The sequence below is a fragment of the Rhodoferax sp. WC2427 genome (assembly GCF_040822085.1).
Classification (GTDB): Bacteria; Pseudomonadota; Gammaproteobacteria; order Burkholderiales; family Burkholderiaceae_C; genus Rhodoferax_B.
Genome location: NZ_CP162006.1, coordinates 3,976,742 through 4,001,614, shown reverse-complemented (window position 1 = coordinate 4,001,614; position 24,873 = coordinate 3,976,742). Strand labels below are relative to the sequence as shown.

Here is a 24,873-nt window from a genome sequence, read left to right as displayed (position 1 = left end):
GCAGGTCGCGGTTGTCAGGCGGTGGTGGGCAGGCTGCTGGCGTGCGTTAGGGACTGCAGCAAAGCGCTGGCAGCCTGCACGTCGCGAGTGTAGAAACCTTCTGTTACGCCGTCATACTCTATTTTGAGGATGTGCCGGGCCTCGGCATGGCGGCCCTGGGCCACCCACAGCTGGGCCAGGCTGGTGGCACTGCGCAGGGCGGCAGCGGTGTGCCGGTGGCTGTGGGCAAATTCCAGTGCGCCCTGTAGCCACTCTTGGGCTTCGTGCTGCCGGTCCTCGCCCGTTAAGCGGGACGACTGCAGTATGAGTTCCCCCGTGAGGCGGCGCACCTCGGCCTCGTGGTAGTGCTCGCGGGTGTGGCTGAGCAGTTCAAAGGCGTCGGCCAGCAAGACCAGGCCGTCGTCGGGCCGTCCGGCCAGGGCCAGGCCTTCGGCCTGCATGGCCAGGTACAGCGGGCGGGTGACGATGGCCCCGGTGGCGATCCACTGGGCGTAGGCCTGGCGCATCTCGGCCACGCCGGCCTCCGGGTCCCCCAGCTCGGCCTCCAGGCGGCCATGCAACAGCTGGGCGTACGACAGCCACACCGCAAAGCCGCCTTCGGTGCAGATGTCGCGCGAGCGCTTGGCGCAGCGCAGGGCCTCGGTGTGCTCGCCGCGGAACAGGTGCACCGAGGCGCAAAACGCGTAGGCTTCGGCCATGCTGAATTTGTGGTCCAGCAGCTCGGCCAAGGCCACCACCCGGTGCGCCCGCTCCAGGGCCTGGTCGGCCAGGCCCATTTCCCACAGCGCCCAGGCCGAATAGCACATACACATCACGCCAGGGTCTTGCACCATGCGGGGCCGGTGCACGAGTTGGTCGTACAGGACCAGGCAGGCGTCCAGGTGGGCCACGGTTTCCACAAATTCACCCTGGTGGAACAGGATGTTGCCCACCGCCCATTGCAGCTGGATCTTGCGCATCGGGTCGGCCGAGTCGGCCACCACCGCGGCGGCCTGCCGGGCGATGACGTGGGCGCGGCCAAAGTCGGCGCGCATGAAGTGGTAGCCCTCGAGCCCGAGCAGGGTTTTCATCTGCGCGGCTTCGTCCCCCGCGCGCTGGCAGAGTTCGGCGGCGCGCTCGTAGGCGTGACCCACCGGGTCGGCACCGTAGCCGTGGGTGGTGATGAGCTGCCCGGCCAGCATCAGCTGCAGGCGCAGTTCGGTGCGGTCACGCTCCGACACCGGGGGCAGCCGCGCCAGCAGCGCCAGGCCGCTGCGCAGGTGGTTGATGGCTTCGACGTGGGCCCAGCGGCTGGCGGCGCGGCGGGCGGCGCGCTCCCAGTATTCCAGCGCCTGGGCATCGTTGCCTGACTGGGCAAAGTGGGTGGCCAGCAGCTCGGGCTGGCTTTGCGCGACATCGGGGAACTGCTCGCGCACCACGTTGGCGATGGTGCGGTGCAGGCGTTTGCGGTCGCGTTCCCACAGCGACTCGTAGGCCGCGTCGCGCACCAGTGCGTGCTTGAAGAAATAGCGCGGGCTGCTGGTGTCGCCCTTTTCGACCACCAGCCCCGAACGCACCAGCGCCGCCAGCTGGGCGCTCAGGTGGTTCAGGCCGATCGGCGAGGTTTCGTGGGACAGCACGGCCTGCAGCAGCGGCAGGGAGAATTCGCGCCCCATGGTGGCGCCCACCTGGGCCACTTGCTTGGCGCTGCCCAGCCGGTCGAGCCGGGCCATCAGCAGGTCCTGGATGGTGGTGGGCACGCTGAAACGGGCGGCCAGGGTGGCGTCCATGCTGTTGGGCTGCACGCCCAGGTCGATCAGCATGCGGGCCGACTCTTCGATGAACAGCGGCACGCCGTCGGCCTTGTCGGCCAGCAGCTGGACCATGTCGCCGGGTACGGTGTTGGGGCCGCAGGCGGTCAGGATCATGGCCCGGGTGGAGGCGGCCGACAGGCCTTTGAGGGGCACTTCGAAGACCGCAAAGCCGGGGTCGTGCGGCGGTGGCAGCTCGGAGCGCAGGGTCAGCACCACCAGCAGCGGTGCCTGCGCGCCCTCGGTGATCAGGCGGTGCACGCATTCGCGGGTGGATGGGTCAATCCACTGCAGGTCTTCCACCACCAGGCACACCGGGCCGCTGCGGGTTTCATGCACCAGCCAGGCCACCAGCACCTCCAGGGTGCGCTGGCGTTGCTTTTCCGGCGACAGGGGCAGGGGCGGCAAGTAGCCTTCGGTAGGCACCGACAGCAGCCCGGCCACCAGGGCCAGGTCGCTGTCGGGCAGCGAAGCGGGCATGCGGGCCCGGATGCGGGCCAGCTTGGCTTCGGTGCTGTCGTCTTCAAACAGGCGCAGGCGGCGGCGCAGCAGGTAGATCAGCGGGTGGAAGGCGCTGTGGGCGTGCTCAGGGGTGCAGCGGCATTCGATGGTGCGGTGGCCGCGTGCGCCCAGGGCGCGGCGGAATTCGCTGGTCAGGCGCGACTTGCCCATGCCCGCCTCACCCGACACCAGCACCGTGCGCAAGCCGCTGGTGGTTACCGTGGCCCAATGCGATTCCATCAGTTGCAGCTCGCTGTCGCGGCCCACAAACGGCGTGCGCCGGGGGCTGGCTTCGGCGGGGTAGCGGGTGTGGTCGCGCACCTCGCCTAGCACCCGGTAGGCACTGGTGGCGAGGGGAAAGCCTTTGAGCTGCGGCAGGTCGGTAAGCGGCTCGAAGACGAATTTGTCCCGAACGATCTGCCGGGTCGAGTCGCTGGCCACCAGCGTGCCGGGCAGGGCGATCGACTGCAGGCGTGCGGCCAGGTGCAGCGACACGCCAATCGGCTGGCCAGCCTTGACCACCACATGCCCGGTGACGACGCCCACCCGCACCTGCACGCCCAGCTGGGCCACAGCCTGCAAAATCTCCAGCCCGGCCCGCAGCGCCCGGGCGACCGAGTCTTCGTAGGCCAGCGGCACGCCGAAGTAGCACATGATGCCGTCGTCGCCCTGCGGGTCGTCCGACATGCCGCCCCAGCGGGCCACGATGCCTGCACAGGCGGCGTGGTAGCTGTCGAGCATGTCGCTGTAGCGCTCGGCACCCCAGGCACCCAGCAGCTGGGTGGAGTTCACCAGGTCGCAGGACATGGCGGTGACCTGGCGCAGGTTGTCGCCCATGCCGGGCCGGTCTGTGCTGGGCAGCAGTACCAGCGCGGCATCCCCATACAGCGCTGCCGTCCAGGGCGGTGTGCCGGTGCCGCCGTGGCCGGTTTGGCGGACACTGTCGCCCCGGGCCTGGCGCACGGCTTCGCCCAGTGGCAGCCCCAGGGCCAGGCCCCGGTACATCTGGTGCATGAAGTCCAGGTGGCCCGGCGCGCCGCAGTGGCCGTTGTGGACCAGCACTGGGGCACCGCGGCGGCAGGCCATGTGCAACCAGGGGGTGTGGGTCTGGGCCGGGGCGGTTTCGCTGGCGGCGTGGTCGAACACCAGCAACTGGGAGGATTTGGACTGCCGGGCGATGTCGGTCCAGCCGACCATCCCGCCGGGCATGGCCTCCATGCGGGCCGGGTCGGATTCCATCGGGCCGATGCAGTGCACCACGTCGTGGTCGTCGGCCAGGCGCAGCAGCGTGGCGCGGTCCAGGGCATGCGCGTGCTCCACCTCCATGCGGGTCAGCGCCAGGCCTTCGGTGGGCAGGATGCGGCTGGCCAGCTCGGCACCGTAGGCGCTGTGGGTCGGGGTGCTACCCAGGCCTTGCAGCAGCAGCACGCGCACGGTTTCACGGTGCGCTCCGAGGCGCACGCTGGGCGGCACCTCCACATCGGACAGGATGCGCCGCGTGGTCTGGAACTTCTCGCCCAGGTAGTGGCTGCCATCAAAGGCTATTTCCCAGGGGATGTCGAGCAGGTTGTCACCCAGCTGCAGGCACAGGTCGCGCGGCGGGCTGCGTTTGAGGAACTGGTGGATTTTTTCGGGAAACAGCCGGGTGGTGAGCCGGGCCCCCAGAACCTTCGGGTTGTCCAGGGGGGGTGCCAGCAAGCTGTGCAGGCAACCGCCGGGCAGCGCCACCCGGTCGATGTGGCCGATGGCACGCCCATCGCTCAGGGCCATGGACAGCACCGCGTCCTCCAGCAAGACGGTCAGCGTCAGCGCCGGCGTGTCGGGGGTGTGCACAAGCGGGTCCATGCGGATGTGCAGGGTCAAAGGGGCAAGGGGTCTAACGTGGTCGTTCCGGCCTGCGCGGGCAGCCGGACCACCACATCAGACAACGGGTAGGCCACACAGGGCAGGATGAAGCCCTCGGCCTTTTCTTCGGCGCTCAGCCCTGGCCAGGCGATGCTGTAGCGGACCTGGCCGCTGACCAGCAGGCAGATGCAGGTGCGGCAGGTGCCATTGCGGCAGGAACTGGCCATTAGCCGACCCGCGTGCTCTGCCGACACCAGCAGGGGCAGGTCAGGTGGCGCACCAAAGTGCGAATCTTCGGGTGCGATCTGGGCTGTGTAACAGGCGGTTTCGTATCGCATAGGTAGAGCTGAGTTTAGTCGGAGGCCCATGGGGTGCCAAGGCCATCGCGATTTGCGGCGACAATCCCGGTCCCCCAAATATTTTCCCGCTCAGGCCTTACTTTTCCATGACCAGTTCTTTTACCGTCGATGTCCGCCCCGCTGTTCTGAAAGAGGCGCAGGCGATTGCCGACCTGCATGTCAGCGCCACCGCGTCCGCCTACCGGGGCCTGGTGCCCGACGAACATCTCAACCTGATGCCCGCTGGCAAGCGCCTGGGCATGTGGCGCGATGCCATCGAATACGGTGACCCGCAGGTGCAGGTGGCGGTGGACGGTGGCCAAATCGTCGGCTTTGTCGGTTTCGACCGCTCGCGCGACAAGGGCACCAAGAACACCGTGGGCGAAATCTGGTCGATCTACGTGGCCGAGAGCCACTGGGACAAAGGCGTAGGCCTGGCCCTGTGGGATGCCGCCCGCGAAGCCCTGGTCGAAGAAGGCTGCACCACCGTGACCGTGTGGATTCCCTTGCGCAATGAACGCGCGCTGCGTTTCTTCGATCTGGCCGGTTTCAAGCGCGAACTCAATACCGCCAAGACCGTGCCCATGGGCGACATCAAGATCGAAGAAATCCGCCTGAAACGCGCGCTGGATTGATTTGCTATGCCTTTAGGAGCTGCTCACGCTTATTTCATAAGCGCTAGCGGCCTAAAAGGTATATAGAAGCTCCGGCAAATTCTGTTACCAGCGGGCCGGTAGGGGCTGCACCAGCACGATCTGGCGCTTCTCGATTTGCACGTAGCCGCCGTTTTCCAGGTCTTTCAGAATCCGGCTGACCATCTCCCGGCTACAACCGGTGCGGCTGGCGATTTCCTGGTGGGTGATGCGTTCGGTAATGCGCTGGGTGCCGTCAGGCTGCGGCGTGGCCAGATTTTGCAGGCACTGGCTCAGACGGCCATACACGTCCACAAACGCCAGGTTGCGGGCGCTGTTGGTGGCCATGCGGGCGCGGCGGATCACCTTGGCCAGCAGGTCCAGCGCAAACTCGGGGTGGCGGCCAATAAAGCCCAGCAGGGTGGTGCGCGTCAGCAGTGTGCAAACGGTGGACTCCAGGGTCACCACGTTGGCCGAGCGTGGCCCGCCGTCCAGGGCCATTTCGCCAAAATAGTCGCCCGGGCCGATCACGCCAAAGGTGATTTCCTTGTCGAAGTCGTCGGTGCAGTACACCTTGACCCGGCCTTCCACCACCACAAACAGCGTGTCGCCGGGGTCGGATTCGTGGATCAGTACCGTGCCCTTGCGGTAGCGCCGTGATTCGCCCAGGTGCACCAACTCGCGCAATAGCTGGGGCTGGACCGGATCGTTGCAAAAAGCGTGGGTGAGTGCGTTGATGGGTGACTGCATGGCATAGGTGGGCGCACGTCGCGCGCACGCAGTCTATGCCATTCGCCGACCCATCTTTACATTTTCGACAGATCCGGGCGGCTATTAATGCTGCACCGCTGCCATATGCCGGGCCATGGGCGGCAGGATAGACACCGTCTCTACCAGTTGGCGGATGGTGTCGCAGCGGGTTTTGATGCGGATGCTGCGCAACTGGCTGCGCACCGTGGAGATCTGCACCCCGTGGTGGGTGGCAATTTCGGTGGGGCGCATGCCGCTGCACACCGAGGCCAGCACATTGCTTTCGGCGCTGGTCAGGCCGCGTTCGCGGGCAAACAGCGCCATGGTCGAGCTGTCGCACAGTTGCTGTTTGGCAAACACCAGCAGGGCGTATGGGGCCGCGCCAGGGGCATTCAGCGGCACCAGGGCCACGCTGGTGGTGCAGTCTTCACCGCCCAGGCTGATCAGCGCCCGCACCCCGGTTTGGGCGCGCACTAAAGCGTGGTCCAGTTGCGGGACGTCGGTGCGCAACAGCGTGCTGAGCCGCCCGTCCACCACGCACAGGCCACTGCGCATGCTGCCGGGGCCGTTCAGCCCGTCGAGCGCCAGGCGGTTGGCAAACCGGATCTGGCGCGTGGCCATGTGCACCAGGGCCAGACCGTAGTCCATTTGCTCCAGCACGCACTGCATGAGGACCAGGGTGTCGGACAGTTCGGGTTCGTCGATGTAGTTGATGGCATCGGCGGAGAAAGAGGATGGGGCAGTGTTCAGCATGGCGGAGTCCCAAGGGTGCCTGCTGGTCCTGCGACGTGCAGGCTGGAGCGAGAAGATACAAAAAAGAAACGATTTGCAGCAAGGCTGAAACAAGCATAGGCATTTGGATTGAGTTTGGGCTGGTATTCGGACCACTCGAATTTGTGACGTATGCACCAAAAACAGGGTAGAGCCGGGGACTGTCATCTTTCAACGCCCCATCGGCAAACCCCAACCACGCGTGTCGTTGGTCCACGGCCATAGGACCAGGCCCTGCGCCTGCCGCGGGCGCTGGGACGATGCGTTCGGCAGGTTCCCGCCGTGGCGGGGCGTTCTTACTTTTGCTTACCGCTGCGCCGACAGCTCGCGCAGCGTCTGCTCGTACCCGGCCAGCCAGCGCACCGCCGCCTCGCGCTGTTTGGCGGTGGTGCTGTTGTGCACCACCGCGATGCCCTGGCAGTCCTGCAGGGCCAGGGCTTGGGCGTAGGTGCGGTAGCCGGGCTGGGGCGAGTGCACGGAGCGCTCCATCAGTCCCCGTACCGCGTTGCGGGTGTCGGCCACCGTGGCCGTGTCGTGCTGGAGCTGGCGCAGGGTCTCCAAGGTGTCGGTTTGGCGGCGCAGGCGTTCGGTTTGCACCAGCTGCGGGTCGAAGCGGGACTGCTCCACCTGCTGGCGGATCAGCGCTTTTTGCGCGGCGTCTATGCGGCCATAGACCATCTCGGCCCGGTCCAGGGCTTTGTCATAGCGCTTCTGGTGCATCGCGGCGGGGGTCAATGCCAGCCAGTCGCTGCGGTACTCGGCATTGGTCTTGGCGTATTTGCCCTCCAAATGCGTGATTTGTGCCGGGGTCAGCGTCTGCAACAGGTTGGTCGCCGCGGGTTCGGCCTCCACCAGCAGGGCTTCGAAGTAGCCGCGCAGGGTGGTGCCCACGGCGCAGACCTGCTCGGCGTCCAGGTCGTGGGTTACCAGGGCTTGTGCCTGGCGCAGGGTTTGGGCGTAGTCGGGCAGGTCGTGCTGGCGGTGGCGCACCTGGAGTTGGCGCAGGTCTTCGCGCACTTGCTGCGACTGGGCTTTGCTGAAGTCGATATGCCCGTCCAGCCACCAGGCCGCCAGGTTCACGCCATTGTTGTAACCAAGCTTGATGCCGGTGCAGGCCTGCAGCGCGCCCACCAGCAGCAACAGTCCCATAATTCGGGTCCATTTAACTAAAAAGTTGCAAGCTATGGCAGAAGTCGATGTAGTCATCATGGCGGCAGGTAAGGGTACCCGCATGAAAAGCAAGTTGCCCAAAGTGTTGCACACGCTGGCCGGGCGCGCATTGTTGGCCCATGTGGTTGACACCGCCAGCAGCCTTCTGCCCCGCAATGTGGTGGTGATCACCGGGCACGGTGCTACAGAAGTGGAAGCGGCTGTGCCAGGCTACATCTGCGATGGGGCCGAATATTCTGTAAATTTTGCACGCCAGGAACCGCAACTGGGAACCGGCCACGCGGTACAGCAGGCACTGCCTTTTCTGGCCGACGACGGTGTGGTGCTGGTACTGTCGGGCGACGTGCCGCTGACCCAGGTGGACACCTTGCGCCAGCTGGTGGCGGCCAGTGGCGGCGACAAGCTGGCCCTGCTGACGCTGGAATTGCCCGACCCGACCGGCTACGGCCGTATCGAGCGCAGCGGCGATGCGGTACAGGCCATCGTGGAACACAAAGACGCCACCGAGGCCCAGCGCGCCATCCGCGAAATCTACAGCGGCATCATGGCGGCACCCGCCACCCGTCTGCGCACCTGGCTGGCCCGGCTGGACAACCGCAATGCCCAGTCCGAGTACTACCTGACCGACATCGTCAAGATGGCCGTGGCCGACGGTGTGCCCGTGGTGGCCCACAAGATCACCGACGAGGTGCAGGTGGCCGGTGTCAACAGCCCCGTGCAACTGGCCGAACTGGAGCGCGCCTACCAGCGCCAGCAGGCCGTGGCCCTGATGGAGCAGGGCGTGCGCCTGGCCGACCCGGCCCGGCTGGATGTGCGCGGCAGCCTGGTCTGCGGGCAAGACGTGTCCATCGACGTGAACTGCGTGTTTGAAGGCGCGGTGACGCTGGGCGAGGGTGTAAAAATTGGTGCCAACTGCATCATCGCCAACGCCCGCATCGCTGCGGGTGCCATCGTCCACCCGTTCAGCCACATCGACGGTGAAAAAGCCGGTGTCACCGTGGGTGTAGATGCGCGCATCGGCCCGTTTGCCCGACTGCGCCCTGGCGCGGTGCTGGGTGCCGATGTGCACATTGGCAACTTTGTCGAAGTCAAGAACTCCACCCTGGGCCCGGGTGCCAAGGCCAACCACCTGGCCTACCTGGGAGACGCCACGGTGGGCGCTCGCGTCAACTTTGGCGCGGGCAGCATCACCGCCAACTACGACGGGGTCAACAAGCACCGCACCGTGATCGGCGATGACGTGCATGTGGGCAGCAACTGCGTGCTGGTGGCCCCCATCACCGTGGGCGCGGGCGGCACCGTAGGCGGCGGCTCCACGCTCACCAAGGATGCCCCCGAGGGCGTACTCAGCGTGGCCCGTGGCCGCCAGGTGGCCATCCCCCACTGGAAACGCGCCGTCAAGAAAGCCCCGCTTTGAGCGATCTGGATATCCGTCTGGCCGATGTAGAGGCCCGTCTGCAGCAGAGCGAGGCCCACAACCTGGCACTGCAGGCCGAGCTGGAGCACTTTGTGCGCAACGTCTCGCACGACCTGCGCGCCCCGCTGCGCCACATCACGGCCTACGCCCCGCTGGTGCGCGAAATGCTGGCCGAGGGTGAAGACCCCGCGCCTTGCCTGGACACCCTGGAGCAGTCGGCCCGCAGCATGGCCCGCATGGTTGACGCACTGCTGGAGCTGTCGCGCCTGTCGCGCATACCGCTGCAGACCACCGCCGTACCCATGGCTGCGCTCGTGGCGGAGGCGCAACGCGCGCTGTCGGCCGATACCGCCGGGCGCAGCATCGATTGGCAATTGCCTGCCGACTGGCCCGCCGTGCAGGGCGATGCCGCGCTGTTGCGCCAGGTGTGGGAGTACGCGCTGTCCAACGCCGTCAAGTTCACCCGGACCCGGCCCTTGGCGCAGATCGCTCTGGGCTGGGAGCCCGTAGCGGGAGGCATTACGTTTTGGCTGCGTGACAACGGCGTGGGCTTCAACCCCGCTGCCAGCGCTGGCATGTTCGACCTGTTCCAGCGCCTGCATGCCGCCTCGGCGTTCGAGGGCGCGGGTGTGGGCCTGGCCCTGGCGCGCCAGATCGTGCTGCGCCACGGCGGCAGCATCAGCGCGCAGGGGGCAGTGGACGGTGGGTGCACTCTGCGGTTTACCTTGCCGAAGCCGTAGCTGGTGATAATCACCCATGCGGCGCAGTTGCCCTTTTTTCAACCAGAGATCCGACCATGAAAAACAAACTTCTTGCCATTGCACTGCTGTCTGTTGCGTTCCTGGCGCAGGCTGAAACCAGCCCAGCCAAAAAAGAGCTGCTCAACAAGATTGCACAACTGCAACAGCCCAATCTGGACCTGACCGCCCGCCAATGGGCCGAACTGTCGCTGGCACCTCTGTTGCAGCAAGTCGGTGCAGCCATCCAGTTCCGGGTGGCCCCTGAAAACCGCGAAGCCCTGGGCAAGGACATCCAGGCTGAGGTCAAGAAATACCTGGACGACATTGGCCCCGTGCTGCGCGAACGCGCCAACAAGGCTGCGCCGGGCACGATTGGTGCGATGCTGGACGCCAAGTTCAGCGAAGATGAGTTGCGCCAACTCATTACCGTGATGGAGTCGCCAGTGCTGCGCAAATATTCGCAGCTCAATGCAGAGATGCAAAAGGCGCTGACCGACAAGGTGATGGCAGAGTCCAAGGCACAGCTCGAACCCAGGTTCAAAGCCCTGGGGCAGGCGGTGGAAAAGCGCCTGAACACCGCCATCCAGGCATCCGTTCCCGCCAAACCGGCCAGTAAATAAGCCGAACTCCCAACGAAAATGGCCTCCAGCCCAATATCCATGGGCGGGAGGAGCTATCATTTTTAAGCGACAGCCGCTTCCATCGCCACCGAACCCGCATACGCCAGTCCCGCTGCCACGCTGCCAAAGCGGTCGCCTGCCACCATGCGGGCCTGCGGAAACAGGGCTTTCAGGGCCGCTTGCAAGGGGGCCAGCGCCGATGAGCCACCGGTCAGGTACACGGCATCGGGCAGTGCCACCCCGGCCAGCGCCACACATTCCTGCGCGCACTGCACCACCCGGGCCAGGTGGCCTTGGAGCGCCTGGGCCAGGCCTTCGGGCGTGAGCTGGGCGCTCAGGTCGCGGGCGATGCAGTCCAGGTCGATGGTGCCTGCGGCGCCAGACAACGAGCAGGCGATCTTGGCCGCCTCCACGTTGGCCAGGATGTGGTGCCCCACCCGCTCCTGCAGTACCTGCAGCAGGCGCTGGTGCAGGACGCGGTCGGTATAGGCATCGCGTAAATCCACCGCCTGGGCCAGGCTCTTGCGCGAATACGACTGGTGGATCAAATGCCAGGTGCTCAAATCAAAAAATACGCCCGACGGCACTTCACGCCCGCTCGGCCCCACATGGCCCAGGCCCAATAGCGGCATGGCGTGGCGCAGGTTGAGCAGTTGGTCAAAGTCGGTGCCGCCGATGTGTACGCCGGTGGTGGCCAGAATATCGCCGCTGCGGTCGCCCAGGGCTTGCCGGCCGGGGCCGACGCGCACCACGGTGAAGTCGGAGGTGCCGCCGCCAATGTCTACCACCAGCACGGTGGTGTCGGTGGTCACGCGGCGTTCGAAGTCGAAGGCTGCGGCAATCGGTTCCAGCTGGAACTGCACCTCGTCAAAGCCCGCGGCGCGGGCCGCCTGTTCCAGCGTGGCCTGTGCCAGCGCATCGCGCTGTGCATCGCCATCGACAAAATGCACCGGGCGGCCCAGCATGGCGTGCTGCACCGCGTGGCCCAGGTGGGCTTCCGAGCGCTTTTTCAGCTCTTTGAAAAACATGCCCAGGATGTCGGTGAAACTGACCATCTGGCCGTTGACCACGGTTTTTTCGTCCATCAGGCCGCTGCCCAGCAGGCTTTTGATAGAGCGCATCAGCCGCCCCTCGGTGCCCGCCAGGTAGGCCTGCATGGCCGCGCTGCCATAGCTGGTGTGCTGGTCTTCGTGCGAAAAGAACAGCGCGGTGGGCAGCGTGGGCTTGCCCGCGTCCAGCGCAATCGTCTCCAGGCTGCCGTCAGCACGCACCAGTGCGGCCACCGTGTTCGAGGTGCCGAAATCAATACCGAGCATCATCCCTGGGTCGCTCCCAGTACCGATTGCAGAAACGCGCTGATGTCGGCCACCTCTTGCGGATGCACGCTGTGCGGCATCGGGTAGGTGTGCCATTGCACCGGGTGGCCTAGCGCCAGCAGCGCCTGGCGCGAGGCTTCGGCGCGGGCCAGGGGCACCACCGGGTCGGCCGTGCCATGGGCCATGTAGATGGGCGTGGCGAAGTTGGCCGGGTGCCGCTCGGTGGCCAGGGTGTCGGCCAAGGGCAGGTAGCCCGACAAGGCCATGATGCCCGCCAGCCGCGCGCTGTGCCGCAGCCCGGTGTGCAGAGCCATGGCGCAGCCTTGCGAGAAACCGGCCAGCACGATGTGGTCGGGGGCGATACCCCGGGCCACCTCATGGGCGATCAGCGCATCGATGGCGCGCGCCGAGGCGTGGATGCCGACCGGGTCTTCCTGGCGCACCAGGTCGGCATTCTTGATGTCGTACCACGCGGGCATCACGTAGCCGTTGTTGATACTGACTGGCATGGTTGGCGCATGGGGAAAGACGAAGCGGATGGGCGCGCAACCGGCCAGGTCCAGCTCGGGCACGATGGCCGCGAAATCGTCACCGCTGGCCCCCAGGCCGTGCAGCCAGATGACGGCCGCCGTGGGGTGGGGGGCGCTTTCGATTTCGATGCGTTGCAAAAGGGGTGTCATGGTGGTCGGAATTGGGGTTTACCCGGATATTGCGGTCTGGAGAGGAACGTGATTCTAAGGAGGTCGGGCCAACCCGGGCAAAATCGCCCGCATGTTGCCATTCCGTAGAACCCTGTTGCTATCGCTTTACCTGGGTTTTTGCAGTGTCGCCGGGGCTGCGCCCGAGGCGCCCGCCAGCAAAGACATGCAGATCGTGCAGCGCATCGACGATGTGCTGGTGGGCGTGGACGCGGTGTCGCTGGCCATCATCGACCGCCGCCATGTGGCGGGCAGCTATTTTCTGATCAACCTGCACCGGCCCAGCCCGGTGGCGGGTACGGCCGAGTTTGTGGCCGACTGCCAGGGTCCGCTGCGCCTGGCCACGCTGGCATCCAGCCTGCCTTCGGGGTCGATCAAGCCGGAAACACCGCTGTTGCAGCGCCGCGCCACGGCCTTGGACATAGCCAGCCTCACCTTCAACCCGGTGCACATGCTGGACGGTAGCTGGATGGTGGCCGAATTTGCCTGCCGCAGCACCAGCCAGCCGGGCCGGGCCCGCCAGATCGCCCAGGATCTGCTGGAAAAAGGCGGCCCGCCGGACATGCTGCGCCTGTGGTGCGACCTGCAGGCCGACGGCAGTACGCAGACGCGGCGTAATGCCGAAGTGCGCTACAGCGCGTCCGACGATGCGGTGGCGGTGCAGACGCAGTGGCTGAGTTCGGGTTTTGTGAGCGACACCGAAGTGGTGTTTGGCAGCGGTGCCCAGTGGATCGTGGACCGCCAGGCCGGCCGGGCGCGGCTGCTGGGGGCGGGTGGGGCGCTGCTGTTTGCCGGGGCCTGCAGCAGCGTGCCGCCCCGTCCGTAATATCTAGACGGCTTGGGTCTTGCGGCGGCGGGCCACCAGGCCCATGCTGCCCAAGGCACCCAGCACCAGGGCCAGGCTGCCGGGCTCGGGTACTTTGTTCAGTACCAGGTAGTCCTGGTAGGAAGCGTTTTCATAGGCGCTGACCTGGTACCAGTTGTTGGCGCCGGCCAGGCCATTGAGCCAACCCTGGGCCAGCGCCACGGTGCCGGTGGCGGCAGCGGTGATTTTGAAGTTGCCGGAAGCCAGGTCCAACTGCAGGCGCGATGCGCTGCGGGCGGTTTCGTTGACGATCTCCCACACCGCGATTTGCAAGGCCGCCGTTTCCTGTGCGGTGACGGAGGTGCTGCCGTTCCAGGCATCGAAGGAGGTGAACAAACGGCCCAGGTCGGCGGCTTTTTCGGCACCGAAGTGGGTGATACCGTCGACCAGGGTGTAATTCTGGGCGGTCGAGGAGGCGCTTTGGAAGATGTCTACGCAATAGGCCCGCAAAACGCTGGCAACACCATCGTCGTTCATGCCAAACAACATTTCACCCGCACCGAATGAGCCACTGGCGGCGGGCGCGGCGTTGCTGAAACTGACCGACTGGGAGCCCTGGACGTAGTTTTGGAAGGTCAGGGCGGTGGCTTGGGCGGGGTTGGAGGCAGCCAGCCAACCTGCAGCGAGTACGCCGGCGATGCGGCTGGCCATTTGGGTGCGGGGAAAAGCAGTTTTTTGCATAGCGTTTGAGGTCAGGGTAGGGGCGTGAACCCGGTGACCTGGATGCTAGGGCTGGGCCCTCAAAGCGCTTGTGAACTAGTTCCCCTGTATGCAACGGGTGGCCCCACTTGTGCAGGAAACTAGCGAATCTGTTAACTAATTTGCACCACTATTCGTATGCTTGGCGCGGTCAGGCCAGCAGGGCCTGGGCAAATTCCCGTGCGTTGAAGGTTTCCAGATCTTCCAGTTGCTCGCCCACGCCGATGAAGTACACCGGAATCGGCCGCTCCTGGGCAATCGCCGCCAGCACACCGCCCTTGGCCGTGCCGTCCAGCTTGGTGACGATCAGGCCGGTGAGTTGGATGGCATCGTCAAAAATCTTCACCTGGCTGACCGCGTTCTGGCCGGTGTTGCCGTCGATCACCAGCAGCACCTCGTGGGGCGCGCTGGCATCGGCCTTGTTGACCACGCGGCGGATCTTCTTGAGCTCTTCCATCAGGTGCAACTGGGTGGGCAGGCGGCCCGCGGTGTCGACCAGCACCACGTCCTTGCCGCGCGCCTTGCCTGCGCTGACCGAGTCGAACGCCACCGAGGCCGGGTCGCCGCCTTCCTGGCTGACGATTTCAACCGTATTGCGGTCGGCCCAGATGCCCAGCTGTTCGCGGGCGGCGGCGCGGAAGGTGTCCGCTGCTGCTAGTAAAACACTAGCGCCTGATGCAGACAGGTGGCGCGTGAGCTTGCCAATCGATGTGGTTTTTCCAGCGCCGTTCACACCGGTCACCATGATCACCGTGGGCGTGTACTGGCCGATCACCAGGGCTTTTTCCAGCGGCGCCAGCAGGGTGGTGATGGACTCGACCAGCAGCGCCTTCACGGCCTGGGGTTCGGTGGCCTTGGCGGCTTTGACGCGCTGCTTCAGGTCGGCCAGCAGAAACTGCGTGGCCTTGACGCCGGTGTCGGCCATCAGCAGGGCTTCTTCCAGTTCCTCGTACAGCGCGTCGTCGATCTGCGTGCCGGTGAACACGGTGGCGATGCCGGAGCCGGTTTTGCGCAGGCCGTTCTTGAGCTTGTCCATCCAGCCCGCGCGGGGGGCGGCGGGGGCTTCGGGCTCTTTGGGGACGTCAACCTCGGCAGGCTTGGCCGCAAACGGGTTGCGCAGCCAGCCCGAGGCGGGGGCAACGACTGCCGGTGCAGGGGCCGCAATTTCGGGGGCAGGAGGTTTTTTCTTGAAAAAGCTGAACATTTGGTGGGTTCTTAGAATCAGCCATTCTATGAAACGCCAAATACTTCCGGTTTTCGCCCTGTGCAGCACCTTGGCATGCGCCCAAACACCCACCACCCAACCCACGCAATGCGATCTGCCCAACGGCATGGCGGTCATCGTCCAGCCCGACCACCGCGCCCCCACGGCGGTGCAGATGCTGTGGGTGCGGGTGGGCTCGCTGGACGAGGTGGACGGCACGTCCGGCGTGGCCCACATCCTGGAGCACATGCTGTTCAAGGGCACGCCCAGCCTGGCGCCGGGTGAATTTTCGCGCCGGGTAGCGGCCCTGGGCGGGCGGGAAAACGCCTTCACCACCAAGGACTACACCGGCTACTACCAGCAAATCCCGGCGACGCAGCTGGAGGCCGTGATGCAGCTGGAAGCCGACCGTTTCGCGCACAACCAGTGGTCTGACGAAGAATTCAAGCGCGAACTGGAAGTGGTGAAAGAAGAGCGCCGCATGCGCACCGAGGATGCCCCGCGGGCCCTGGTGAACGAGGCCCTGATGGCCACCGCCTTCACCGCATCGCCCTACCGCCGCCCGGTGGTGGGCTGGATGAGCGACCTGGAGGCCATGGCCCCGGACGATGCCCGCGCTTTCTACCAGCGCTGGTACGTGCCAGCCAATGCCGCCGTGGTGGTGGCAGGCGATGTAGACCCGGTGCAGGTCTGCGCGCTGGCGCAGAAGACCTACGGCAGCATTGCGGCGCGGCCCGTGCCCCTGCGTAAGCCCCGGCTGGAGCCCGCGCAGGCAGGCACCAAGCGCCTGGACTTCAAAGCCCCGGCCGAGCAGGCGCTGGTGACCCTGGCCTTCAAGGTGCCCAGTTTGACCATGGACATGGGGCCCGACAGCGACGACGCGCTGGCCCTGACCGTGCTGGCCGCCGTGCTGGACGGCTACACCGGTGCCCGGCTGGAGCGCGCGCTGACGCAAGACCACGGCCAGGCCGGTGGTCCGCTGGCCGACAGCGCGGGGGCGTACAACGGCCTGTCCGGGCGCGGCCCGCAGCTGTTTGTGCTGGACGGCGTGCCTGCCGCAGGCCACAGCGCCGCGCAGGTAGAGGCCGCCTTGCGCGCCCAGGTGGCCCTGGTGGCGCAACAGGGCGTGACCGAGGCCGAGCTGGGCCGCGTCAAGACCCAGTGGGTGTCCAGCGCCGTCTACAAGCTCGATTCGGTGATGAACCAGGCCCGCGAACTGGGCAGCCACTGGGTGCAAGGCCTGCCGCTGGATGCCAACGACCGCCTGATTGCCCGGCTGCGTGGCATCCGCGCCGACCAGGTGCAGGCCGTGGCCGCGAAATACTTTGGCGACGACCAGCTCACCGTGGCGACGCTGCTGCCCCAGCCGCTGGACCCGAACCGCCAGAAGCCCCGTGCCATTCCCCAGGGAGAGCTGCGCTGATGTTTACTATCAAAAAAATAGCTGCTCACGCTCTTGCCATAAGCGCTAGCGGCCTGTTTGGCTTAAATTTCGCATGGGCGGGCATTCCCATCCAGCACTGGACCCAGCCCAGCGGCGCGCAGGTCTACCTGGTGCCCAGCCCGGCCATCCCCATGCTGGACGTGCAGATCGACTTCGACGCGGGCAGCCGCCGCGACCCGGCTGCGCAGGCCGGGTTGGCCAGCCTGACCGCAGGCATGGCCTCGGAAGGCGTACTGGCCGTGGGCACAGCGCCCGCGCTGGACGAAAACGCCCTGGGCGAAGCCTGGGCCGATCTGGGCGCGTCGCTGGACAGCAGCGCCAGCAGCGACCGCTTCAGCTTTTCGCTGCGTACCCTGACCTATCCTGACCTGTTGGAGAAGGCCACCGCCCTGGCGGCCCGCCAGATCGGCGAGCCCGCCTTCAGCGACAGCCTGTGGCAGCGCGAACGCCAGCGGGTGGCGGCCCAGCTCAAGGAATCCGCCACCCGGCCCGCCACGGTGGCCGGGCGCGCGTTTGCCGCCGCCGTGTACGGCACGCACCCTTACGGTTACGAGCTGACCGCCGAGACGCTGGCCCGCATCCAGACCGCCGACATGCGCGCCTTCTACACCCGCAGCATCCTGCCCTGCCGGGCCACCGTCAGCCTGGTGGGCGCGGTGGACCGGGCGCAGGCCGATGCGCTGGTGACCCGGCTGCTGGCCCGCCTGCCCGCCACCGGCTGCCTGCCCCTGCCCGCCGTGGCGGAGGTGCAGCCGTTGGGGCGCAGCAGCGAGCAGCGAATCCCGTTTGATGCTGCCCAGGCGCAGGTGCTGATCGGCCAGGTCGGCTATGCGCGCAGCGACCCGGCCTTCTTCGCCCTGCTGGTGGGCAACCACATCCTGGGCGGCGGCGGCTTTGGCTCGCGCCTGACCACCGAGGTGCGCGAAAAGCGCGGCTTGAGCTACAGCGTCTACAGCAGCTTTATGCCCGCCCTGCACGCCGGGGCCTTCACCATCGGCCTGCAGACCCGGCCCGACCAGGCCAAGCAGGCCATCCAGGTGGCCAAGGATGTGCTGGCCCGCTTCGTGGCCGACGGCCCCACCGCCGCCGAACTGCAGGCCGCCAAGGACAATCTGCAGGGCGGATTTGCCCTGCGCATCGACAGCAACCGCAAACTGCTCGACAACGTGGCTAACATCGCGTGGAACCATCTGCCGCTGGACTACCTGGACCACTGGACCGCACAGATCGCCCGCGTCACGCAAGCCGACATCCGAACGGCTTTTGCCCGTATCCTGCAACCCGAGAAAATGGCCACCGTGGTGGTCGGAGAAACCCCCTAAATCCTATGTCTACGTTGCAACGCCCCCCTAAAAAAGCCGCCAAGAAGACCAAGCCCCGCCCGTCCGACCCGCATCCGGTGGGCGGCAAGCCCGGCGAGATCCGCATCATCGGCGGCGCCTGGAAGCGCACCCGCCTCACCGTGGCCAGCAAGCCCGGCCTGCGCCCCACGCCCGACCGCGTGCGCGAAACCCTGTTCAACTGGCTGGGCCAGGACCTGACCGGCTGGCGCTGCGTGGACGTGTTTGCCGGCACCGGCGTGCTGGGCTTCGAGGCCGCCTCGCGTGGCGCCGCCACCGTGCACCTGTTCGAGCAAGACCCGGCCCTGGTGGCCCAGCTCAAGACCACGCAAACCAAGCTGCAGGCGACGGCCACCCAAGTCCAGCGTGGCGACGGCGTGGCGGCGCTGCGCCAGTTGGCAGCGGGCAGCCTGGACCTGGTGTTTCTGGATCCGCCGTTTGAATCCGGCCTGTACGAGCCCGCCATGAACGCCGCCGCCAAGGCCGTGCAGGCCAACGGCTTTGTCTACCTGGAAGCGCCCGCCAAGTGGACCGACGAACTGCTGGCCCCGCTGGGCTTGCGCGTGCACCGCTACCTGAAGGCGGGCGCGGTCCACGCCCATTTGCTGCAATTGCTGACGGCAGCCGAAGCGCCATGAATCCCCCGGTGGTTGCGGTCTACCCCGGCACCTTCGACCCCATGACCCTGGGCCACGAAGACGTGGTGCGCCGCGCCACGCAGCTGTTCGACCAGGTCATCGTGGCCGTGGCCGCCGGGCACCATAAAAAAACGCTGTTCAGCCTGGAGCAGCGCCTGGAGATGGTGCGCGAGTCGGTCAAAGCCTACCCACAGGTGCAGGTAGAAAGCTTCAGCGGCCTGCTGCGCGACTTTGTGGTGTCCAAGGGCGGCAAGGCCATGGTGCGCGGCCTGCGCGCGGTGACCGACTTTGACTACGAATTCCAGCTGGCCGGCATGAACCGCAGCCTGATGCCGGACGTGGAAACCGTCTTCCTCACGCCCAGCGACGGCTTCCAGTTTGTCTCCAGCACCTTTGTGCGCGAGATTGCCCTGCTGGGTGGCGAGGTGCACAAGTTCGTCTCGCCGTTTGTGCTGGAAAAGCTGGCCGAGAAGGTACGCGAGCGGGCTTGAGCATTTAAGGAAAATAGGCCTCTCACGCTTATTCCATCAGCGTGACAAGCTATTTAAACTGTAGCAACTACGGTTGCAGCCGACCCAGCCAGTCCAGCAGCACGGCGTTCACTTCGTCGGGTTGCTCCATGGTCAGCATGTGGCCGCAGCGGGGCAGCAGGTGCAGCTCTGCGCCGGGCACCAGGCTGGCGATTTCTTCCGACAGTTTGGGCGGGGTCAGCAGGTCCTTGTCACCGCACAGCACCAGGGTCGGGCAGCGCACCGCGCCCAGGTGCAGGCGCGCGTCGGGCCGGTCGGCCAGGGCGCGGTTTTGCTGCACCCACAGGGCGGGCGGCGTGCGCAGCACCATGTCTTTGTAGCGCTGCAGGTCGGCCTTGTCGCTGGGGTGGGTGGGCGAGAACGCCATGGCGGCCGTGGCCCGCACAAATTCGGCCAGGCGACCCGCTTCCACCATCTTGATCGCGGTTTCGCGCTGCGCACGGTGGTGTGGAAGTTCCGGCCGGGCGCTGGTGCCCAGCAGGGCCAGGGCGCGGACGCGCGCGGGGGCCTGGCGCACGGCCTCCATGGCGATGATGCCGCCCATGGAGGCGCCGCACAGCACCAGGTCGCCCGGGTGCTCCCGCAGCACAGCTTGGGCCATGTCTTCGATGCGGGTGTAGTGCACCAGCACGTCGGCCACCGTGGCCTGCCAGAAGGGGGCGACGGCGGCAAGTTGGTCCTGCCACATGTGGGCATCGGTGGCCAGGCCGGGAATAAATACGAGTTGGGGCATGTCGGGATCTTGCGGGGCGCAAATTGCGCCTATGCTGGCCATGTTTAAACCTCGGGAGAATACGCGATGAAGATTTTGTTGCCTTTGGATGGCTCTGAGGTGTCGCTGCAAGCCGTGCGGCAGGTGATCCGTCTGGTGCGCCAGGGCCTGCAGGCCGAGGTGGTGCTGGCCAATGTGCAGGAGCCCGCCCACCTGTACGAGATGGTGATGGCCGCCGACCCGGCACTGATTGCCCGGGCCAGCGCCCAGGCCGGTGCCAAGGCGCTGAAGGCGGGCGAAGCCTTGATGCGGCACGCGGGCATTGCCTACGCCACCGAGGTGGCGGTGGGCGACCCGGCGCACACGCTGATCGACATTCTGGAGCGCTATGGCTGCGACATGGTGGTGATGGGCGCGCGCGACAAAGGCAGCCTGCGCAGCGCCTTGCTGGGCTCGGTGTCGCACGAGGTGCTGCACGCCGCGCAGGTGCCCGTGATGTTGATCAAACCCAGCGAAGAACCCGAAGAGTCCGAAGGGAACGCAGATGCAGAAGCTGAATAGGCTTCTGCACCGTTGAGGCGGTTTCGCCAGGGTCTACGTGGTTCCCCATACATCGGACCACGGTGGTATGGCTATGATCGGCCCCAATTCCACAGGAGCTTTGATGAAGAAACTTGTTACGTTGTTGGCCCTCGCCGCCGTTGCCTTGGCAAGCCATGCTGCTGACTACCCGACCAAACCCATCAGCATCATCGTGCCCTTCACGGCGGGAGGCCCCACCGACCGCGTAGCCCGCGACTTGGCCGAAGCCATGCGCAAGCAACTGGGCGGGGTGAGTGTGGTGGTCGACAATGTGGCCGGTGCGGGCAGTTCCATCGGCTCGGCCAAAGCGGCACGCGCCACGCCCGATGGCTACGTCTTGTTGTTGAACCATATCGGCATGGCGACCATGCCGGTGCTGGTGCGCAACCTGCCGTTCAAGGTGGAGAGCGATTTTGAATACCTGGGCTTGGTCAACGAAGTGCCCATGACGCTGGTGACCAAGCCCAGCTTGCCGGCCAACAACTACAAAGAGTTGTCGGCCTGGCTGGTGCAAAACAAGGGCAAGGTCAACCTGGGCAATGCCGGTGTGGGCTCCGCCTCGCACCTGTGCGGCCTGCTATTCCAGAATGCTGTGCAGATCGACATGACCACCGTGCCCTACAAGGGCACGGCACCCGCCATGACCGACCTGATTGGCGGCCAGATCGACCTGATGTGCGACCAGACCACCAACACCACCAGCCAGATCGAAGCCAAGAAAGTGAAGGCCCTGGCCGTCACCACGGCCAAGCGCCTGACCACGCCGTCGCTGAAAGACCTGCCCACCTTGCAAGAGTCGGGTTTGAAGGACTTTGAAGTCACCATCTGGCACGGCCTGTATGCCCCGAAGGGCACGCCAGCCGATGTGCTGGCCAAGCTGAATACGGCTTTGAAGGCCGCCCTGAAAGACCCCGACTTCATCAAGAAGCAAGAAGGCCTGGGCGCCGTGGTGGTGACCGACAAGCGCATGGAGCCCGCCGAACACAAGAAGTTTGTGCTGGCCGAAATCGCCAAGTGGAGCCCGATCATCAAGGCTGCCAACGTCTACGCCGACTGATCCTTTTCCAAGATGCCAAAAGCCGCCGCGCCGCAAGGCCCGGCGGCTTTTTTATTTGACCTACGTGCCCCAGGTCACTTCGGCGTTTTCTGCTTCGCAGCGGCGCAGCAGGTTGATGAAGGGTTTGGCGCGCTGGTGCAGCGACACGGTGTCCATCTCATGGGCCTTGGCCTCGGCGGTGGCGGCCTGGCGGGCGGCATCGTCCAGCACCACGGCGGCTTGCAGCGCGGTGATGGCCGCGGCCATTTCGCTAACCAGAATGATGCCCTGGGGCCCTGGGGTTTTGCCGATAATCTCCAGCACTTTGCGCCCATTGGCCTCCAGCAGGATGAGATCGCCGTCGACTTTGGATTTGAATTTGTACAGCATGGTTGTCCCCTTCAGAATGATGTCCCCATTGTGCCCGCGCTGGCGTGTGCAGGCTGGCATGATGCAGCTTTCTTCGCCGATTCCACACAGGAGATTTTGAGTGACCGATATCCACATGCAGCGCGACCACGCGCTGGGCCTCCCCGCTGCCCGCAAGCTGGCCAACGAATGGCTGGAACAGGCCGAAACCCGGTTGGGCATGACCTGCGAATACACCGAAGGGGTGGCCAGTGACGAGATCAGCTTTCGCCGCGCGGGTGTGACCGGCACGGTGCAGATCACCGACGACCGCTTTGTGCTGGACGCGGAGCTGGGCTTTCTGTGGAGCGCATTCAAGGACAAGATTGAAACCGAAGTCGCCCGCCGCATGGACAAAATGCTGACCCAGGTGACCTGATCCGGCCGGCCACTGCGTGCAGTGGAAAATTGAAGCAAAAATAGCTGCTCACGCTTATAAAATAAGCGTGAGCAGCTATTTTTTATGTAGCATTGCGCGCTGCGTTTACTTCAACTTTCAAACACATCCGCATCGGCCAGCAGGCTGCCTACCGCATCTTTGGCGGACAGTTGGGGCGCAATGCCTGCGGGCCAGTCGATGCCGATGGCCGGGTCGTTCCAGGCGATGCAGCGCTCATGGGCCGGGGCGTAGTAGTCGGTGGTTTTGTACAGAAAGTCGGCAGTCGCCGTCAGCACCATAAATCCGTGGGCAAAGCCCGGCGGTATCCACATTTGGAGGTTGTTTTCTTCGCTCAGCTCCACTCCGACCCATTGGCCAAACGTGGCGGAGCTGCGGCGGATATCCACCGCCACATCGAACACGGCACCGCGCACGCAGCGCACCAGCTTGCCCTGCGGGTTCTGGATCTGGTAGTGCAGCCCGCGCAGCACGCCCTGGGCCGAACGCGAGTGGTTGTCTTGCACAAAGGCCACGTCCAGGCCCGTGGCCTGGGCGAACGCGTTGGCGTTGAAACTCTCAAAGAAGAAGCCGCGTGCGTCGCCAAAGACCTTGGGCTCCAGGATCAGCACATCGGGGATGCGGGTGGGGGTGGCTTTCATTTGCGCAGTTCCTCCTTGAGCATGCGCAGCAGGTACTGGCCATAGCCGTTCTTGGCCAGCGGCTGGGCCAGGCGCTCCACCTGTTCGCTGGTGATGAAGCCGTTGCGCCAGGAGATTTCTTCCGGGCAGGCGATTTTCAGGCCCTGGCGGCGCTCCAGCGTGGCGATGAACTGCCCGGCTTCGAGCAGGCTCTCAAAGGTGCCGGTGTCCAGCCAGGCATAGCCGCGCTGCATGATTTGCACGTCCAGCGTGCCCTGGTCCAGGTAGGCCTGGTTGACGGCGGTGATCTCCAGCTCGCCACGCGCGCTGGGCTGCACGGCCTTGGCGATGTCCACCACTTGGTTGTCGTAGAAGTACAGGCCGGTGACGGCATAACTGCTTTGCGGGACAGCCGGTTTTTCCTCGATGCTGCGGGCCTTGCCCTGGGCATCGAAGGCCACCACGCCATAGCGCTCGGGGTCGTGCACGTGGTAGGCGAACACCGAGGCTCCGCTGGTCTGGGCATCGGCCCGGCCCAGCAGGTGGGCAAAGTCGTGGCCGTAAAAAATGTTGTCGCCCAGTACCAGCGCGCTGGGGTGGTTGCCGATGAAGTCTTCGCCAATCAGAAACGCCTGCGCCAGACCGTCGGGGCTGGCTTGCACCGCGTATTGCAGGTTCAGGCCCCACTGCGAGCCGTCGCCCAGCAACTGGGTAAAGCGCGGCGTGTCTTGCGGCGTGCTGATGATCAGAATGTCGCGGATACCGGCCAGCATCAGCGTGCTCAGCGGGTAGTAGATCATCGGCTTGTCGTACACCGGCAGCAGTTGCTTGCTGATGGCCAGGGTGGCGGGGTGCAGGCGGGTGCCTGAGCCGCCCGCCAGGATGATGCCTTTGCGCTGGGTACGGGGCTTGGTCATGGGGTGAGTGTCTCGTTGAGCATGCGCGCCACGCCGATCTGCCAGTCGGGCAGGGTCAGGCCAAAGGCGGCTTGCAGTTTGTGGGTGTCCAGGCGGCTGTTGTAGGGCCGCTGGGCGATGGTGGGAAAGTCAGTGGCCGGTACGGTGGCTACGGCATCGGGCCCGGCTTGGAGCACCACACCGGCCCGCTGTGCGTGGGCCAGCACGTACTGCGCATAGCCATGCCACGAGGTCTCGCCCGCTGCCGCCAGGTGGTACAGGCCTGCCAGGGCGGGCGTGGCGGTGGCCGAGCGCAGAGCCAGGGCGGTTACATCGGCCAGCAGTTCGGCTCCGGTGGGGGCCCCGAACTGGTCGTTGATCACCGTCAACTTGTCGCGCTCCTTGGCCAGGCGCAGCATGGTTTTGGCGAAGTTGCCACCACGTGCGGCGTAAACCCAGCTGGTGCGGAAGATGAGGTGTTTGGCACAGGCGGCCTGGATGCGTTGTTCGCCTTCGAGCTTGCTGCGGCCATACACGCTCAGCGGGCCGGTGGCGTCCGACTCCCGCCAGGGCTGGCTGCCGCCGCCGTCGAATACGTAGTCGGTCGAGTAGTGCACCAGCCAGGCGCCGAGCCGGGCGGCCTCGGTGGCCAGCACGCCGGGGGCCAGCGCGTTCAGCGTGTGGGCCAGTTCGGGTTCGCTCTCGGCCCGGTCGACGGCGGTGTGGGCTGCGGCATTGACGATGATGTCGGGCTGCAGGCGGCGCACCGTGTCGGCGATGCCTTCCAGATTGGCCAGATCGCCGCAGTAGTGGGTGCTGTGGCGGTCGAGTGCGGTCAACCTGCCCAGGGGGGCCAGGCTGCGCTGCAACTCCCAGCCCACTTGCCCATTCTTGCCCAGCAGCAGAATCTTCAA

At 65.7% G+C, this 24,873-nt stretch carries 26 protein-coding genes; 12 read left to right on the top strand and 14 right to left on the bottom strand.

Annotation, left to right across the window (positions count from 1 at the left end; genetic code table 11):
* Window positions 1-14 precede the first annotated feature (14 nt).
* Both AB3G31_RS18630 and AB3G31_RS18625 read right to left on the bottom strand, forming a co-directional pair.
* The gene (locus AB3G31_RS18630) at window positions 15-4,136 is read right to left on the bottom strand and encodes an AAA family ATPase (RefSeq protein ID WP_367847553.1); all 4,122 of its coding nucleotides are present in this window, start codon (window positions 4,134-4,136) and stop codon (window positions 15-17) included.
* 14 nt (window positions 4,137-4,150) lie between these two features.
* The gene (locus AB3G31_RS18625) at window positions 4,151-4,474 is read right to left on the bottom strand and encodes a 2Fe-2S iron-sulfur cluster-binding protein (protein ID WP_367847552.1); all 324 of its coding nucleotides are present in this window, start codon (window positions 4,472-4,474) and stop codon (window positions 4,151-4,153) included.
* A gap of 107 nt (window positions 4,475-4,581) precedes the next feature.
* On the opposite strand from AB3G31_RS18625, the gene AB3G31_RS18620 reads away from it, so the two are divergent.
* Window positions 4,582-5,109: an N-acetyltransferase family protein gene (locus AB3G31_RS18620; RefSeq protein ID WP_367847551.1), complete on the top strand. Its 528-nt coding sequence runs from the start codon at window positions 4,582-4,584 to the stop codon at window positions 5,107-5,109.
* Between the two features lie 84 nt (window positions 5,110-5,193).
* Here AB3G31_RS18620 and AB3G31_RS18615 read toward each other — a convergent pair whose 3' ends face one another.
* From AB3G31_RS18615 to AB3G31_RS18605, 3 genes are all read right to left on the bottom strand, one after another.
* Complete coding sequence (locus tag AB3G31_RS18615) at window positions 5,194-5,856, bottom strand: Crp/Fnr family transcriptional regulator (protein ID WP_367847550.1); 663 nt, start codon at window positions 5,854-5,856, stop codon at window positions 5,194-5,196.
* 84 nt (window positions 5,857-5,940) lie between these two features.
* Window positions 5,941-6,609 (bottom strand): helix-turn-helix transcriptional regulator, encoded by a 669-nt coding sequence (locus tag AB3G31_RS18610; RefSeq protein ID WP_367847549.1) that lies wholly within the window; start codon window positions 6,607-6,609, stop codon window positions 5,941-5,943.
* 324 nt (window positions 6,610-6,933) lie between these two features.
* Entirely contained in the window at window positions 6,934-7,776 is an 843-nt protein-coding gene (locus tag AB3G31_RS18605; protein ID WP_367847548.1) for a DUF6279 family lipoprotein, read from the bottom strand.
* A 34-nt stretch (window positions 7,777-7,810) separates the two neighbouring features.
* Here AB3G31_RS18605 and glmU point away from each other — a divergent pair, with 34 nt between their 5' ends.
* The 3 genes from glmU to AB3G31_RS18590 are packed head-to-tail and all read left to right on the top strand — an operon-like array spanning window position 7,811 to window position 10,574.
* Window positions 7,811-9,214: a bifunctional UDP-N-acetylglucosamine diphosphorylase/glucosamine-1-phosphate N-acetyltransferase GlmU gene (gene glmU / locus AB3G31_RS18600; protein ID WP_367847547.1), complete on the top strand. Its 1,404-nt coding sequence runs from the start codon at window positions 7,811-7,813 to the stop codon at window positions 9,212-9,214.
* On the top strand, window positions 9,211-9,954 hold the full coding sequence (locus tag AB3G31_RS18595; RefSeq protein WP_367847546.1) for an ATP-binding protein: 744 nt from the start codon (window positions 9,211-9,213) through the stop codon (window positions 9,952-9,954). Before glmU ends, AB3G31_RS18595 begins: the two co-directional genes overlap by 4 nt.
* A gap of 56 nt (window positions 9,955-10,010) precedes the next feature.
* Window positions 10,011-10,574, top strand: a complete 564-nt coding sequence (locus AB3G31_RS18590; RefSeq protein WP_367847545.1) for a hypothetical protein — start codon at window positions 10,011-10,013, stop codon at window positions 10,572-10,574.
* Between the two features lie 62 nt (window positions 10,575-10,636).
* On the opposite strand, the gene AB3G31_RS18585 is transcribed toward AB3G31_RS18590, so the two are convergent.
* Together AB3G31_RS18585 and AB3G31_RS18580 are read right to left on the bottom strand one after the other, a co-directional pair.
* Complete coding sequence (locus tag AB3G31_RS18585) at window positions 10,637-11,893, bottom strand: Hsp70 family protein (protein ID WP_367847544.1); 1,257 nt, start codon at window positions 11,891-11,893, stop codon at window positions 10,637-10,639.
* Window positions 11,890-12,570, bottom strand: a complete 681-nt coding sequence (locus tag AB3G31_RS18580) for an alpha/beta hydrolase (protein WP_367847543.1) — start codon at window positions 12,568-12,570, stop codon at window positions 11,890-11,892. Before AB3G31_RS18580 ends, AB3G31_RS18585 begins: the two co-directional genes overlap by 4 nt.
* Before the next feature lie 91 nt (window positions 12,571-12,661).
* Here AB3G31_RS18580 and AB3G31_RS18575 point away from each other — a divergent pair, with 91 nt between their 5' ends.
* Window positions 12,662-13,414, top strand: a complete 753-nt coding sequence (locus tag AB3G31_RS18575; RefSeq protein WP_367847542.1) for a hypothetical protein — start codon at window positions 12,662-12,664, stop codon at window positions 13,412-13,414.
* A gap of 3 nt (window positions 13,415-13,417) precedes the next feature.
* Here AB3G31_RS18575 and AB3G31_RS18570 read toward each other — a convergent pair whose 3' ends face one another.
* Together AB3G31_RS18570 and ftsY are read right to left on the bottom strand one after the other, a co-directional pair.
* Entirely contained in the window at window positions 13,418-14,134 is a 717-nt protein-coding gene (locus AB3G31_RS18570; protein ID WP_367847541.1) for a PEP-CTERM sorting domain-containing protein, read from the bottom strand.
* Between the two features lie 169 nt (window positions 14,135-14,303).
* Window positions 14,304-15,356, bottom strand: coding sequence for a signal recognition particle-docking protein FtsY (gene ftsY / locus AB3G31_RS18565; protein WP_367847540.1), 1,053 nt, complete (start codon window positions 15,354-15,356; stop codon window positions 14,304-14,306).
* 127 nt (window positions 15,357-15,483) lie between these two features.
* Here ftsY and AB3G31_RS18560 point away from each other — a divergent pair, with 127 nt between their 5' ends.
* Genes AB3G31_RS18560 through coaD form a run of 4 tightly spaced genes read left to right on the top strand, consistent with a single transcriptional unit; the run spans window position 15,484 to window position 19,269 of the window.
* Window positions 15,484-16,779, top strand: coding sequence for a M16 family metallopeptidase (locus AB3G31_RS18560; protein ID WP_367850384.1), 1,296 nt, complete (start codon window positions 15,484-15,486; stop codon window positions 16,777-16,779).
* The gene (locus AB3G31_RS18555; protein WP_367850383.1) at window positions 16,776-18,122 is read left to right on the top strand and encodes a M16 family metallopeptidase; all 1,347 of its coding nucleotides are present in this window, start codon (window positions 16,776-16,778) and stop codon (window positions 18,120-18,122) included. The genes AB3G31_RS18560 and AB3G31_RS18555 overlap by 4 nt, the downstream gene beginning before the upstream one ends.
* A 5-nt stretch (window positions 18,123-18,127) precedes the next feature.
* Window positions 18,128-18,778, top strand: a complete 651-nt coding sequence (gene rsmD, locus AB3G31_RS18550; RefSeq protein WP_367847539.1) for a 16S rRNA (guanine(966)-N(2))-methyltransferase RsmD — start codon at window positions 18,128-18,130, stop codon at window positions 18,776-18,778.
* Window positions 18,775-19,269, top strand: coding sequence for a pantetheine-phosphate adenylyltransferase (gene coaD, locus AB3G31_RS18545; protein ID WP_367847538.1), 495 nt, complete (start codon window positions 18,775-18,777; stop codon window positions 19,267-19,269). The genes rsmD and coaD overlap by 4 nt, the downstream gene beginning before the upstream one ends.
* A 67-nt stretch (window positions 19,270-19,336) precedes the next feature.
* Here coaD and AB3G31_RS18540 read toward each other — a convergent pair whose 3' ends face one another.
* Window positions 19,337-20,041 carry an alpha/beta fold hydrolase gene (locus AB3G31_RS18540; protein WP_367847537.1) on the bottom strand — a complete coding sequence of 235 codons (705 nt, stop codon included), beginning with the start codon at window positions 20,039-20,041 and terminating at the stop codon, window positions 19,337-19,339.
* A 66-nt stretch (window positions 20,042-20,107) separates the two neighbouring features.
* On the opposite strand from AB3G31_RS18540, the gene AB3G31_RS18535 reads away from it, so the two are divergent.
* Entirely contained in the window at window positions 20,108-20,581 is a 474-nt protein-coding gene (locus tag AB3G31_RS18535; protein WP_367847536.1) for a universal stress protein, read from the top strand.
* A gap of 103 nt (window positions 20,582-20,684) precedes the next feature.
* Window positions 20,685-21,659, top strand: a complete 975-nt coding sequence (locus AB3G31_RS18530) for a tripartite tricarboxylate transporter substrate-binding protein (protein WP_367847535.1) — start codon at window positions 20,685-20,687, stop codon at window positions 21,657-21,659.
* Window positions 21,660-21,719: 60 nt separating this feature from the next.
* On the opposite strand, the gene AB3G31_RS18525 is transcribed toward AB3G31_RS18530, so the two are convergent.
* Window positions 21,720-22,028 carry a DUF1840 domain-containing protein gene (locus AB3G31_RS18525; protein WP_367847534.1) on the bottom strand — a complete coding sequence of 103 codons (309 nt, stop codon included), beginning with the start codon at window positions 22,026-22,028 and terminating at the stop codon, window positions 21,720-21,722.
* Window positions 22,029-22,128: 100 nt separating this feature from the next.
* Here AB3G31_RS18525 and AB3G31_RS18520 point away from each other — a divergent pair, with 100 nt between their 5' ends.
* Window positions 22,129-22,425, top strand: coding sequence for a polyhydroxyalkanoic acid system family protein (locus AB3G31_RS18520; protein WP_367847533.1), 297 nt, complete (start codon window positions 22,129-22,131; stop codon window positions 22,423-22,425).
* Between the two features lie 110 nt (window positions 22,426-22,535).
* Here AB3G31_RS18520 and rfbC read toward each other — a convergent pair whose 3' ends face one another.
* Genes rfbC through rfbD form a run of 3 tightly spaced genes read right to left on the bottom strand, consistent with a single transcriptional unit; the run spans window position 22,536 to window position 24,873 of the window.
* Window positions 22,536-23,084 carry a dTDP-4-dehydrorhamnose 3,5-epimerase gene (gene rfbC / locus AB3G31_RS18515; protein ID WP_367847532.1) on the bottom strand — a complete coding sequence of 183 codons (549 nt, stop codon included), beginning with the start codon at window positions 23,082-23,084 and terminating at the stop codon, window positions 22,536-22,538.
* A complete protein-coding gene (rfbA, locus tag AB3G31_RS18510) occupies window positions 23,081-23,980 on the bottom strand; it encodes a glucose-1-phosphate thymidylyltransferase RfbA (protein WP_367847531.1) in 900 nt (299 codons plus the stop codon). Before rfbA ends, rfbC begins: the two co-directional genes overlap by 4 nt.
* Entirely contained in the window at window positions 23,977-24,873 is an 897-nt protein-coding gene (gene rfbD, locus AB3G31_RS18505; RefSeq protein WP_367847530.1) for a dTDP-4-dehydrorhamnose reductase, read from the bottom strand. The genes rfbA and rfbD overlap by 4 nt, the downstream gene beginning before the upstream one ends.

Excerpts from the sequence above, each read along its gene's own strand:
- AB3G31_RS18620 (WP_367847551.1), top strand. The coding sequence starts at position 4,582 with ATGACCAGTTCTTTTACCGTCGATGTCCGCCCCGCTGTTCTGAAAGAG.
- AB3G31_RS18530 (WP_367847535.1), top strand. The coding sequence starts at position 20,685 with ATGAAGAAACTTGTTACGTTGTTGGCCCTCGCCGCCGTTGCCTTGGCA.
- AB3G31_RS18525 (WP_367847534.1), bottom strand. The coding sequence starts at position 22,028 with ATGCTGTACAAATTCAAATCCAAAGTCGACGGCGATCTCATCCTGCTG.
- AB3G31_RS18575 (WP_367847542.1), top strand. The coding sequence starts at position 12,662 with ATGTTGCCATTCCGTAGAACCCTGTTGCTATCGCTTTACCTGGGTTTT.
- AB3G31_RS18610 (WP_367847549.1), bottom strand. The coding sequence starts at position 6,609 with ATGCTGAACACTGCCCCATCCTCTTTCTCCGCCGATGCCATCAACTAC.
- rfbC (WP_367847532.1), bottom strand. The coding sequence starts at position 23,084 with ATGAAAGCCACCCCCACCCGCATCCCCGATGTGCTGATCCTGGAGCCC.
- AB3G31_RS18625 (WP_367847552.1), bottom strand. The coding sequence starts at position 4,474 with ATGCGATACGAAACCGCCTGTTACACAGCCCAGATCGCACCCGAAGAT.
- coaD (WP_367847538.1), top strand. The coding sequence starts at position 18,775 with ATGAATCCCCCGGTGGTTGCGGTCTACCCCGGCACCTTCGACCCCATG.
- AB3G31_RS18540 (WP_367847537.1), bottom strand. The coding sequence starts at position 20,041 with ATGCCCCAACTCGTATTTATTCCCGGCCTGGCCACCGATGCCCACATG.
- rfbA (WP_367847531.1), bottom strand. The coding sequence starts at position 23,980 with ATGACCAAGCCCCGTACCCAGCGCAAAGGCATCATCCTGGCGGGCGGC.
- glmU (WP_367847547.1), top strand. The coding sequence starts at position 7,811 with ATGGCAGAAGTCGATGTAGTCATCATGGCGGCAGGTAAGGGTACCCGC.
- AB3G31_RS18560 (WP_367850384.1), top strand. The coding sequence starts at position 15,484 with ATGGCGGTCATCGTCCAGCCCGACCACCGCGCCCCCACGGCGGTGCAG.
- rsmD (WP_367847539.1), top strand. The coding sequence starts at position 18,128 with ATGTCTACGTTGCAACGCCCCCCTAAAAAAGCCGCCAAGAAGACCAAG.
- AB3G31_RS18630 (WP_367847553.1), bottom strand. The coding sequence starts at position 4,136 with ATGGACCCGCTTGTGCACACCCCCGACACGCCGGCGCTGACGCTGACC.
- ftsY (WP_367847540.1), bottom strand. The coding sequence starts at position 15,356 with ATGTTCAGCTTTTTCAAGAAAAAACCTCCTGCCCCCGAAATTGCGGCC.
- AB3G31_RS18615 (WP_367847550.1), bottom strand. The coding sequence starts at position 5,856 with ATGCAGTCACCCATCAACGCACTCACCCACGCTTTTTGCAACGATCCG.
- AB3G31_RS18585 (WP_367847544.1), bottom strand. The coding sequence starts at position 11,893 with ATGATGCTCGGTATTGATTTCGGCACCTCGAACACGGTGGCCGCACTG.
- AB3G31_RS18570 (WP_367847541.1), bottom strand. The coding sequence starts at position 14,134 with ATGCAAAAAACTGCTTTTCCCCGCACCCAAATGGCCAGCCGCATCGCC.
- AB3G31_RS18590 (WP_367847545.1), top strand. The coding sequence starts at position 10,011 with ATGAAAAACAAACTTCTTGCCATTGCACTGCTGTCTGTTGCGTTCCTG.
- AB3G31_RS18605 (WP_367847548.1), bottom strand. The coding sequence starts at position 7,776 with ATGGGACTGTTGCTGCTGGTGGGCGCGCTGCAGGCCTGCACCGGCATC.
- AB3G31_RS18535 (WP_367847536.1), top strand. The coding sequence starts at position 20,108 with ATGAAGATTTTGTTGCCTTTGGATGGCTCTGAGGTGTCGCTGCAAGCC.
- AB3G31_RS18580 (WP_367847543.1), bottom strand. The coding sequence starts at position 12,570 with ATGACACCCCTTTTGCAACGCATCGAAATCGAAAGCGCCCCCCACCCC.